Genomic DNA, 11,342 nt, shown 5'->3' with positions numbered 1-11,342 from the left:
TGGCGTTTACTCTATTGTAAAAGAAAATAGACTGTAGGAAAACTCCAAATTTCCGGAGTTTGTCTACAGTCTGAGAAAAAGTGCAGAAATGCACTTTTTCTTTTTTCATAAAAGCCAAGATCGAAAATCCCCTAACGCGACAAAAATTCCACTCACTCATTAAAATTAAAGGTTTAGAAACGTCCCTTTACGTGAATACTATAAAGTGTATTCAGTACCTGCTGTGTCATGCGAAGTTTTTATGGACTAGCCTCAAGTTATGTCGCTGTAGACAATTTGAAAACTTGTCAATTCTAACTCGGCATGAAACGGTAATTTTTTGGTATACTAAATTTGATCGAAAAATATGAAGTAAAACGGAGGGGTATTGCATGAAAAACAAATTTCTAGCTACCTTATTTGGTGCAGCATTAGTGCTTGGCGCTTGTGGTGGCGGCGACAACAACGCATCTGAGCCAGCAGATACTGGGAAAGATAATGGCGCTGAAACATCTGGTGTAGACGCAGAAAAAGTTGTACAAACAAGTTGTATAAATTGTCACGGTTCGAACTTGGAAGGACAAGGTAATGCACCTGCATTGAACGATGTCGGTTCTCGTCTTTCACAAGATGAAATTCATGATGTAATTGTCAATGGTAAAGGCGCTATGCCTCCAATGCTTAAAGGCGACGAAGCAGATGCAGTAGCTGCTTGGCTTGCTGAGAAGAAATAATATTGTAATAATTGACCATTCTTAAGGTTTCCTTAAGAGTGGTCTTTTTCGTTTGTGTGGGGTTTTCAGCTGTACTTTGACGTGAATTCACTTACTTTGACCAATTGATACATAACTGTAATACTTGGTATGTCGAATCATGCTATAATTAGTGTGGCGAATATGAGTGAAAAACAAAATTCAGGTGGTTAAAATGTATGATTGTAATGAAAAATGTTTACAAAAAGTACCCGAATGGCGTTGTAGCTTCTAACGGAATCCATGTGGAGATTTCAAAAGGCGAATTTGTTTACGTCGTTGGGCCAAGTGGTGCAGGAAAATCCACTTTTATTAAAATGATGTATCGTGAAGAAGTACCAACAAGTGGAACGATTTATTTCAATGGAACAGATTTAACGAAAATGCGCAGTAAAGATGTTCCGTTCTTGAGAAGGCAGATTGGCGTGGTCTTTCAAGATTTCAAATTACTCCCTAAACTGAATGTCTATGAAAATGTAGCCTATGCGCTAGAAGTGATTGAAGAAACACCAAGTGTGATCCGGCAAAAAGTAACAGAGGTTTTAGAGTTAGTCGGTCTTACGCAGAAAGCAAGAATGTTTCCAAATGAATTATCAGGCGGAGAGCAACAGCGTGTGTCGATTGCGCGTTCCATCGTCAACTCACCAAAGCTTGTAATTGCGGATGAACCGACAGGAAATCTGGACCCGGATACTTCGTGGGAAATCATGAGTATTTTTGAACGAATTAATTCTCACGGCACGACCATTGTGATGGCTACTCATAATAAAGAAATTGTTGATACGCAGCGACACCGGGTCATTCAGGTGGAAGGCGGTTTAATTACGAGAGATGAGTATGAAGGAGAGTACCGCTATGAAATTTAGAACGTTGAAACGTCATTTGCGGGAAAGCTTCAAGAGTCTTAGCCGGAATAATTGGATGACCTTTGCATCTGTAAGTGCGGTGACGGTTACATTACTACTCATTGGTGTGTTTTTCGTTATTATGATGAATTTAAATCAGCTGGCGGATAATATTGAAAATGATGTGGAAATTAAAGTGGTTGCAGATCCAGCAGCTGATCAGGTGGCTGTCCAAGAGCTTGTCAAGAAAGTGAAGGAGACACCGGGAGTAGAAGAGGTTCAATATTCTTCACGTGATCAAGAGCTTGAAAAGATGATTCAATCGTTTGGTGAAGAACTGTCATTGTACAAGCAAAGCAACCCACTCGGTGATGCACTTTATGTCAAAGCTGCGGATCCGAAAGAAACGGCAGCTGTTGCCAAAAAAATTGGTACATATGAGTATACATACGATGTTGAATATGGAGAAGGTAAAGTTGAAAAGCTGTTCAATGTGCTGAAGATAGGACGTAATGTAGGGCTTGCTTTGATTCTGGCCTTATTATTCACTGCTATGTTCCTTATATCGAACACGATTCGCCTAACAATTGTTGCGAGACGAACAGAAATCGAGATTATGAAACTTGTAGGTGCTACCAATAGCTTTGTACGGATTCCGTTCATGCTTGAAGGAGTATGGTTAGGGATTTTTGGTGCGATTCTACCTATGATCTTGGTGACCGTCTCTTATTCACAGCTGTATAACTTATGGGAATCTAGATTACAAAATGAATTATTTCATTTATTAGAGCCGATGCCATTTTTATTGCAGTTGAATGGTTTACTGCTATTCATCGCTGTTTTCATTGGCGTTTGGGGTAGTTTTATGTCTGTTAGAAAGTTTTTGAAAGTGTAAGAGAGTGAAAGTATGGAAGGGGGAACTGGGATTTGATAAAGCGACACCGAATCATTTCAAGTATTCTTGCAGTTTGTCTGTTGACTACAATGGTTGGCAGCGCAGGAGTTTCTGCAAGTACACTGAAAGATCTTCAAAATGAAAGAAACGCGGTTGAAAATAAAAAGAACAGTTTAAATTCCACAATTCAACAGAAAGAAAGTCAAATTCAAGTGAAACAATCTAAAGCAGATGAACTCATGGGGCAAATTAAGAAGCTTAACGCCAAAATTGAAGAGACGAACAGTAACTTGAATCATCTTCTGTCTGAAATGGATCGGACGAAGAAAGAGATTAAAGAACTGAAAGAATCGATCAAAGAACTTGAAATTCGTATTGCGGAACGTGATGAAGTATTACGTGAACGCGTTCGAGTCATGCAAGTAAAAGGTGGACAGGTTAGCTACTTGGATGTACTTCTAGGTGCGAATAGTTTCTCAGATTTCATTGACCGATTTTCGGCTGTGTCTACTTTAATGGACGCGGACCGGAAGATTATCCGCCAGCAAGAAGAAGATATGGCAAAACTTGAAGAAGAAAAAACGCTTGTAGAGCAAAAGTTAGCAGAGCAGGAAGAGCGCAAACGCAAAATTCAAGCGATGAAAGATAAATTACAAGAACAAAAGAAAGAAAAGAATGGGCTAGTTAAGAAACTTGAAGCGGAGCAAGAAAAGCTATCTAAAGAGAAATCTAGTCTTGAAGAAGAATATAATGATGCGATAGAAATTAGCGATGAGCTGGAAAGCCAAATCGTAGCAGAACAGAAGCGCCTAGCAGAAGTAGCTCGAAAGGCAGAAGCGCAACGCCGGGCAGAAGCTGCTAAACAGCAGAGTAATAGTAGTTCATCTGCGCCATCTGGTAATTTGCCTTCCGTTTCAAGTGGATTTTGGACAAAACCTGCGAACGGAAGATATAGTTCAGGATTCGGTTGGCGTGTCCACCCGATCACTCATGCGAAAAAACAGCACCGTGGTATAGACTTAAGTGCGCCAATGGGAACTCCGGTCGTGGCAGCTGGAGATGGCGTGGTATCTTATGCAGGTCAAATGAGTGGATTCGGTAATGTAATTATGATCACACACTCCGTTAGTGGAGAAATCTTAACGACTGTGTATGGTCATCTGTCTTCGATTAGTACAAGTTCTGGCCAGCATGTTGGGAAAGGTCAATTAATTGGAGCTGTCGGTTCTACAGGCTTCTCCACAGGACCACATCTACATTTTGAAATTCATGTTGGAAACTTCTCAGGATCTGGTCCAAGCGCGGTCAACCCTTTGCATTATATTTCGTTTTAATATAGGATAAATTGAAAACCTGCCTATTTACATGGCAGGTTTTTCATATGTTGAAATATGGAAAGGGGGACTTGGCGATGCCTGTTACTCAGTACTATCCTGTCGGGGCGATTACGGTGCCATCTTCCTGGATTGCGTTAATTGTAGGTTTCGTCATGACCTATCTTTTCATTCGCATATACTTTGGTAAAATTCTAGGTGAGCGGATCGGAAATATCTTTTTCAATATGGTGATAATTTGGAAGTTCTCGGTGATCTTAACGGACTTTTCAACTGTCCGCCATTATCCGTTGTCCATTCTGTACTTTCATGGAGGAACGTTTGGCTGGCTTCTTGCGTTACTCATTGTGGGAGTGCTAACCATACGGCAAGGCATTAAGGAGAAATGGACACACAGAGAGCGATGGATGTTGCTATTGGCGCTTATTAGTTGGCAGACGGTATATCAAGTCATGATGACTTTTTTGAATGAAGGTAGCCTGCAGGTCAAATGGGGAACGATTGCTGCTTTCCTAGGTTTATGGATATTGACGTTCTGGAGTTATCGTAAAACATCTAATACGGTTAGTGAACTATCAGCTATTTGGCTGGCGGTTCATTTCATGGTATCGGCTTTTCAGCCAGGTGCTTTCTGGAATATCCCTCTTATCACAACGATTAGTGGTGGATTGCTGATATGGAGGGTGCAGCGTCTTGCAGTAGATTCGGTAAGTAGAGAGGAAGAAGTAATATGAGTAAAAAAATGATTGGGTATGTAATCAGCGCATTAGTGATCGGCACGCTACTCTTTTTGATGGTGAAGAATACGGTGGAAAAGCCGGAGCCGATTGAATCACCTGTCACCTCCGTGAATCTACAAGAGGCTGAACAATTAGAAGAGAAAGAAGGACTCGAACAGTATTCACTTGCTCCAGATTTCACTTTGGAGACGCTGTCAGGAGATACTGTTATTCTTTCAGAGCTGAAAGGTAAGAAAGTCATTTTAAATTTCTGGGCTACATGGTGTCCACCTTGTAAAGCAGAGATGCCACATATGCAAAAGTTTTATTCGAAATTGACGGATGAGGATCAAGTGGAGCTGATTGCAGTGAATGTGACGGATTCTGAGAAATTAGGCATTAGCGAAGTGGAGAATTTTGTGAAGTCTTATCAATTGAGTTTTCCGATTCCACTGGATGAGACAGCAGAAGTGACGAAAAAATATGGTGTGTTCTCCATGCCGACTACCTACATGATTGATACACAAGGCAGGATTGCGCAAAAAGTGGTGGGGCCGTTGGATGAAAAGACGTTGAATGAGTTAGTGGATTTCATGGATTGAGTAACTAGACAGTTATTGGCTACTGCTTGTAGTTCTTTGATGAATGGTCCTATTACCGCTGCGGCGCTGGGGGATTGCCTTTCACCAAGAGCCAACTAGCAAAGGGCGCTCGTTGTCTCTTGGCTTCGGCCGACCCCGCAGTTGCGCCTTCGCTAGATTGTGGGATCAGTCGAATTACAGCTCCTGTTCGTAGATTGCTTCCATAAAGGAAAGTGTGTGGTGAGTGGTCCTGGTACCGCTGCGGCGCTGGGGGATTGCCTTACGCCAGGAGCCAACAAGCAAAGGGTGCTCGTTTTCTCTTGGCTTCGGCCGACCCCGCAGTTGCGCCTTCGCTAGATTGTGGGATTAGTCGAATTACAGCTCCTGTTCGTAGATTGCTTCCATAAAGAAAAGTGTGTGGTGAATGGTCCTATTACCGCTGCAGCGCTGGGGGATTGCCTTACGCCAGGAGCCAACAAGCAAAGGGCGCTCGTTGTCTTCTTGGCTTCGGCCGACCCCGCAGTTGCGCCTACGCTGGTGTTTAGTATCTGTGGGTATAGCCATCCTATTTTGTTACTGATCTAGAGTTTAAGTGATCTTCCTCTTAGTGTATGGGGGGCGGTCCTAGTACCGCTATAGCGCTTGGGGATTGCCTTTTGTCAGGTGACAACTAGCAAAGGGCGTTCGTTGTCTCTAGGCTACGGCTAACCCACAGTTGCGCCTACGCAGGTGAGTGGGATGGTCCAATTACCATTCTGTTTATGGATTGCTTCTATTAAAAGAAGTGTGTGAGTGGTTCTGGACTGCTTCGGTGCTAGAGGATTGCTTTGCGCTGGTACGAATGAAGGGTCTTTAAAAACTTTAAAATAGAGTTTGTTCCTGTGTCGTAACTTTTGGTTTCTCTTCATATAGTGGAGGGAGGAGGAGGTTATGAATGCGTAGGAGCAGGCTTTTTTTAGTGGGGATTAGTATGCTGATCGGCGGTGTGCTGTTTGGATTGAATGGCTGCGGAAAACAAGAAGCGGGGCAAACGCAGTCTATCAGTAATTTACCCGTAATTGATGAAGCCTATGAAGCCATCCAAGAAAAAGCTGTGTATCCGATCAAAAAGGACATGCTCGTGGAAGGGGCGTTGCGGGGGATGGCTGACACGATTGGGGATCCGTATTCGACGTATTTAACGGAGCAGGAAGCAGCATCGCATCGGGAGTCACTGGCTGGTTCGCGCGTGGGAATTGGAGCTGAGGTAACACGATCGAACGGTAAGTATATCATTGTGTCTCCAATCAAAGGAGGTCCAGCAGAAAAGGCGGGTTTGCAACCGTATGATGAGATTGTTCGAGTGGACGGGGAGAGGTTAGGTAACGAGACGTTGCAAGAAGTGGTCAATCGTATTCGAGGTAAGAAGGGAACGGACGTGAAGTTGACGATTTTTAGACCAGATGCAGATAAGCATATGGAATATACGATTGTTCGAGATCATATTCCCGTGAAGTCCGTTTCTCATAAACTACTGGAAGAACGTGGTGCTAAATTGGGATACATAGCACTTACCATGTTCGGTGAAGAGACTGCGAAAGAATGGCAAACGGCTACTTCAGAAGTCATCAAGCAAGGAGCACAAGCCATTATTATCGACGTGCGTGGCAATCCAGGAGGTTATTTGATGGCTGTTTCTGAAATTGCAGGAAGTTTATTGAATGAAGATCAAGTCTTTGTCGTCATGCAGGATGCGAAAGGAAATTTGACGCCGCTCGTTACAGAGAAATCCAAGGATATACAATACAACGATCATTTGAAGCAGATTCCGATCGTACTTGTACAGGATGTAGGAAGTGCTTCTGCAAGTGAGGTGTTGAGTGCAGCTCTCAAGGATCTCAAACGAGGATCTATCATTGGGACGACGAGCTTTGGTAAAGGGACTGTCCAGGAAACGATGGAGTTGTCTAATGGCGGCGAATTAAAGTTATCCACCAATAAGTGGTTGACGCCGAAAGAAAAGTGGATTCATGGAAAAGGTGTCACTGTAGATATTGAAGTGAAACAAAGTGTGCTGTTTACTGAACATTTACAAATGGTGACAGAGACGTTTAAAGAAGGACATTTTAACGATCAGATTGCGTATGCGCAAAGAATGCTAAAAGCTTTTGATTATAAAACGGGACGCACTGATGGGTATTTTGATAAAGACACTGCGGATGCTGTGCATGCATTCCGAGCAGATCATCAAATAGCGGAAAGTTATGCGATGGACCGAGAGTTTTTTACGGCTCTGAAAAGTGCTGTGGAAGAGTATCGCGGTGAAGAGAAGAATGATAAGCAGTTGCGGATGGCTGTGGATTATTTGGTCAATGCATTAGCAGAATAAAGAAAACGCATCTCGTAGGAGGTGCGTTCTTTTAGATGAACGTGAGAATCATCTGCCTGGAATGAAAATCAATGTGGATCTAGCTTCTTACATATAGTTACTTTCTTCAAGTACTCATTCGCTATTTTCCTTCTTTTTTTGTACAATAGGGAAAAGAGTTGTTTGGACAGGTGGGAAGGTGATAGATAATGTCTAACGGACTATCTACTATTATGGAATCAATATTGTATTTTCTACTGAATCCAGTGTGGCTGTTTGCTGTACTAGCGGCTGTACTCCTTGGTTATGTAAGAGTAAAGCGAGAGCGGAGGGATTTTACGATCCGCGTATTGGCTGGCTTGACTGAAATGAAGCATGCGATCTCCTCGTCTTGGCTGCATGGATTGGCGCTTTCACTTGTCATTGCAGGTGTGGGGTTGATCGTCGATTATAATTGGATCATTATTTTTTCACTAGTCATGTTGCTAGTAATTCTATCGTTTTCCTATAAGCTTGCATCACCGATTTATTATGCGGCCATCGCTTTTTTTAGCTTGTATGCGATCGATCGATGGGCAGGAGATTTTTCTTTTAAAGACTGGTTTGTACAAGAAGATGTAGATTTTTTTGGTACCTTAGCCGTGACAGTTCCCATCATTGCGGGTTTGTTTTTGATCACGGAAGGTTTGCTAATACGGCACTATGCGAGTCGATATGCATCGCCGCTTTTAATCCCGACGAACCGTGGATTGCGTGCAGCAGTCTATCAATCTAAGCTGTTGTGGATTGTGCCGGTCGTTCTCTTGGTACCAGGTCATATGGTGGCGCAATATGCACCGTATTGGCCGCAATTCACATTAGGGGCTGAGAAGTTTTCATTTATTCCTATCCCTTTGATCATTGGCTTCTCACAAATGGCACGGGCAACATTCCCGGATGTGCTCTTTCCTAGAATTGGTACAGCAGTTGCCTGGCTCGGATTATCAGTAGCAACTGTTGGTGTGGCTGCGTTCTGGATGCCAATCCTTGGTTGGGCCGCTTTGATTGCAGGTGTTTTGTGTCGGTTGTTCCTCTCAGTCCTACTATCTATATCAGAGCGTAAGAAGCCGTTGCTCTTAGTACCTCAGTCAGAAGGCGTTTTCGTTGTAACGGTTTTAGAGGACTCGCCTGCAGAAAAAATGGGGATTATTCCAGGCGATCTGATCAAGTCGGTGAATGGCGTAACGATTCACAATGAAAATGAATTATATAACGCAATTCAAATGAATGCTGCCCATTGCCGGTTACAAGTAATTGGACGCGATGGAGAAGTGCGGCTGAAACAGCAAGTGTTGTACCGCCATGATCATTTCCGTTTAGGATTGCTAGTTGTGCGGTAAAAGGAGAGAGTCACATGCATGATTTTGAAACGAAGCTTCTGCTTGCTATCTTGTTACCCGGTTTGCTGGTAGTGTTTTTCACGAGAGTGACCTTTCATCATATCGTAGGCCTGATTCTGACAGTAGCATTGATTGCAGCTTCTGTTTATGCAGGGTACACCCATAATTGGATGCTGTATGTGGCAGATGCGATCTCTTTGACGGTTGGTTTTTGGTTTGCGGCACGCATGGTACGCAACGCGCAGAAAGAACAGATGGATGAATGAAAAAAGCGGTTTTCAAAGCATAAAGCTTTTTGAAGACCGCTTTTTTGTTTCAAAAAAACTCATTTACTGTTTTAGTCGCGTTGGTTATGGGAATCAATTGTATAAGAAGGCTGTTAAAACAAGCTATAGATCGCCAAGACGGCAATTGTGCCAATGACGACAAACATGACATCTAACCCAATAAATGATAGTACAAAAGCTGTAACGGCACCGATGATTCCGAACAGTATATGGCCATCTTGAATATGAAGAATGGCAGGGAAGATTAACGCTCCGAGTACTGCGTATGGAATATTACGAAGCACTCCGCTAACAACCGGCGGCAACTCTTTTCCGTCCAAAAACGTCAAAGGAATCATTCGCGGCAAGTAGGTAACAACTGCCATCCCAAGCAACATCCACCAATAGGAAGCACCCATCAGTTTTTCGCCTCCTTTTGTACAGTCCAGTGATCGATCGTTTTTTTATTTTTTACATAGATAAATTCTACAAAAATGGCTGATCCGAGCGTAGCGACAAGAATGGACCATCCTGTTGATAAAAGATTTGAATAATATAACGCGCAATGAATGGCAGCTCCCATGACGGCTAGCCAGACGACTTTTCGATTTCCTTTCATGGATGGTACGAGAAGACCGATAAACATGGCGTATAACGCAACAGACATTGCCTCCTGTAAGAATTGAGGTAAATTCGCACCAATTACATGTCCTACCGCTGTAAAGACGACCCAGCTACTATAAGCAATTAAGGCAACGCCAAATGCGAAAGCTGTTGTCACTTTGCCTTCCTTTTGTGTTGCGAGAACAGAAAACGTTTCATCCGTCACCCCGAATGCATAGATGGCTTTCATCCATTTAGGTGCAGGCATGACTTTTTCACTTAGTGAAGCGGTCATGAGAAAGTGCCGAATGTTCACAATGAATGTGTTCATAACGATGAGCCAAGGGGCAACACCGGTAGCGAGTAGGCTGAGTGCCATGTATTGGGAAGCGCCTGCGTAAACAAGTAGGCTCATGGCGGTAGCTTGGGTGATGGAGAGTCCGGTTGTTTTGGCTAGCAGTCCGAATGTTAAAGCTACAGGGAAGTAGCCGATTGCGATGCTGGTGCCGGCTTTTATGCCTTGAGAAAAAGTTGTGTTCATCTAAGCAGCCCATCTTTCTTTCAGAATCTGATTGCTATTATACTATAAGTAAATGATTTGGCTAGAGAGTTTTCGGAAGATTGCGCGCTATATGCTATAAAGAGTCACTAATTTGAAACGGTAAGGGTGTTTGCGATGAATGAATGGCTGTCTATTGAAAAAGTTGAAGAATTAGCTGCCCAATATGAAGCGTTGGGTCCTTTGATGGGATTACTTCCGCCTTTTATAGAGGCATTTTTGCCATTTTTGCCGTTAGTGGTGTTCGTCATTGCAAATGCGAGTGCATTTGGTTTTTGGTATGGCTTTCTACTTTCTTGGGTAGGGACGGTGGCGGGTTCATATGCGGTATTCTTGCTGATTCGGAAATATGGGGGCAATCGATTCTTCTCATTTTTGACGAAGCCGGTTAAGGTGCAAAAGTTGATTAAATGGGTTGAGCGGAATGGTTTTGGTCCATTGTTTATTTTGATTTGTTTTCCTTTTACACCTTCTGCGCTGGTGAATTTAGTGGCGGGTTTATCCAATATGAATAAGAAAAATTATTTGTTCGCGTTGATGCTTGGGAAACTGGTCATGATTTTGATGATTGCGTATATTGGTTATGATTTACGTGCGTTGCTTACACAGCCCATCCGCACGTTGGTTATGTTTTTTCTGATTTTCTTGTTGTGGTTGGTGGGTAAGTGGTTTGAGCGTAGGTTGACCAAGAGAGTGGAAGAGGATTTTAAAAGTTTTTCTAGTTTGGATCCTTCGAATAAAAAAGAATAAATGTAAACAGTTCCTGTCTCTCTTTTCTTTCGGTACAATGGAAGAAAGTGATGGACAGGATTTTTTATGGGGTTGTTGGCTTTATAGAGAAGTGTGTGGGATGAGTGGTCCTGTTGCCGCTGCGGCGCTGGGGGATTGCCTTTCGCCAAAAGCCAACTAGCCAAGGGCGCTAGTTGTCTCTTGGCTTCGGCCGACCCCACAGTTGCGCCTATGCTGGTGATAGGTAACTTTGGGCGTAGCCATTCCATATTGTTACGGATTAGTTTACGTGATCTTCTTCTTTGAGTGTGGGGTGAGTGGTCCTGTTGCCGCTGCGGCGCTGGGGGATTGCCT

General features: G+C 43.1%; 12 protein-coding genes. 10 read left to right on the top strand and 2 right to left on the bottom strand.

The features are described from left to right. Positions 1 to 371 precede the first annotated feature (371 nt). The 9 genes from cccB (at position 372) to GD002_RS08935 (ending at position 9,097) form a co-directional block, all read left to right on the top strand. Entirely contained in the window at positions 372 to 713 is a 342-nt protein-coding gene (gene cccB, locus GD002_RS08975; protein ID WP_153732021.1) for a cytochrome c551, read from the top strand. Positions 714 to 910: 197 nt separating this feature from the next. Next, on the top strand, positions 911 to 1,597 hold the full coding sequence (ftsE, locus tag GD002_RS08970) for a cell division ATP-binding protein FtsE (protein ID WP_153732020.1): 687 nt from the start codon (positions 911 to 913) through the stop codon (positions 1,595 to 1,597). After that, positions 1,587 to 2,471, top strand: a complete 885-nt coding sequence (ftsX, locus tag GD002_RS08965) for a permease-like cell division protein FtsX (protein WP_153732019.1) — start codon at positions 1,587 to 1,589, stop codon at positions 2,469 to 2,471. Before ftsE ends, ftsX begins: the two co-directional genes overlap by 11 nt. Before the next feature lie 32 nt (positions 2,472 to 2,503). Then, positions 2,504 to 3,805, top strand: a complete 1,302-nt coding sequence (locus GD002_RS08960; RefSeq protein ID WP_228548339.1) for a murein hydrolase activator EnvC family protein — start codon at positions 2,504 to 2,506, stop codon at positions 3,803 to 3,805. A gap of 77 nt (positions 3,806 to 3,882) precedes the next feature. Continuing rightward, the gene (locus GD002_RS08955; protein WP_153732018.1) at positions 3,883 to 4,539 is read left to right on the top strand and encodes a hypothetical protein; all 657 of its coding nucleotides are present in this window, start codon (positions 3,883 to 3,885) and stop codon (positions 4,537 to 4,539) included. Beyond that, positions 4,536 to 5,126: a peroxiredoxin family protein gene (locus GD002_RS08950; protein ID WP_153732017.1), complete on the top strand. Its 591-nt coding sequence runs from the start codon at positions 4,536 to 4,538 to the stop codon at positions 5,124 to 5,126. The genes GD002_RS08955 and GD002_RS08950 overlap by 4 nt, the downstream gene beginning before the upstream one ends. Positions 5,127 to 6,039: 913 nt before the next feature. Then, positions 6,040 to 7,473 carry a S41 family peptidase gene (locus GD002_RS08945; RefSeq protein ID WP_153732016.1) on the top strand — a complete coding sequence of 478 codons (1,434 nt, stop codon included), beginning with the start codon at positions 6,040 to 6,042 and terminating at the stop codon, positions 7,471 to 7,473. Between the two features lie 188 nt (positions 7,474 to 7,661). Next, entirely contained in the window at positions 7,662 to 8,831 is a 1,170-nt protein-coding gene (locus tag GD002_RS08940; protein WP_153732015.1) for a PDZ domain-containing protein, read from the top strand. Between the two features lie 14 nt (positions 8,832 to 8,845). Further along, complete coding sequence (locus tag GD002_RS08935; protein ID WP_153732014.1) at positions 8,846 to 9,097, top strand: CsbA family protein; 252 nt, start codon at positions 8,846 to 8,848, stop codon at positions 9,095 to 9,097. A 113-nt stretch (positions 9,098 to 9,210) separates the two neighbouring features. Here the strand turns inward: GD002_RS08935 and GD002_RS08930 are convergent, their stop codons facing one another. Together GD002_RS08930 and GD002_RS08925 are read right to left on the bottom strand one after the other, a co-directional pair. Continuing rightward, positions 9,211 to 9,516, bottom strand: a complete 306-nt coding sequence (locus GD002_RS08930) for an AzlD domain-containing protein (protein WP_153732013.1) — start codon at positions 9,514 to 9,516, stop codon at positions 9,211 to 9,213. After that, positions 9,516 to 10,241, bottom strand: a complete 726-nt coding sequence (locus GD002_RS08925; protein ID WP_153732012.1) for an AzlC family ABC transporter permease — start codon at positions 10,239 to 10,241, stop codon at positions 9,516 to 9,518. The genes GD002_RS08930 and GD002_RS08925 overlap by 1 nt, the downstream gene beginning before the upstream one ends. A gap of 135 nt (positions 10,242 to 10,376) precedes the next feature. Here GD002_RS08925 and GD002_RS08920 point away from each other — a divergent pair, with 135 nt between their 5' ends. Continuing rightward, positions 10,377 to 11,009, top strand: a complete 633-nt coding sequence (locus GD002_RS08920) for a TVP38/TMEM64 family protein (RefSeq protein WP_153732011.1) — start codon at positions 10,377 to 10,379, stop codon at positions 11,007 to 11,009. Positions 11,010 to 11,342: the final 333 nt, after the last annotated feature.

The organism is Sporosarcina obsidiansis, assembly GCF_009651005.1.
Lineage (GTDB): Bacteria > Bacillota > Bacilli > Bacillales_A > Planococcaceae > Sporosarcina > Sporosarcina obsidiansis.
The sequence above is the reverse complement of the archived record's forward strand: the minus strand, read 5'-3'. Positions and strand labels throughout refer to the sequence as shown.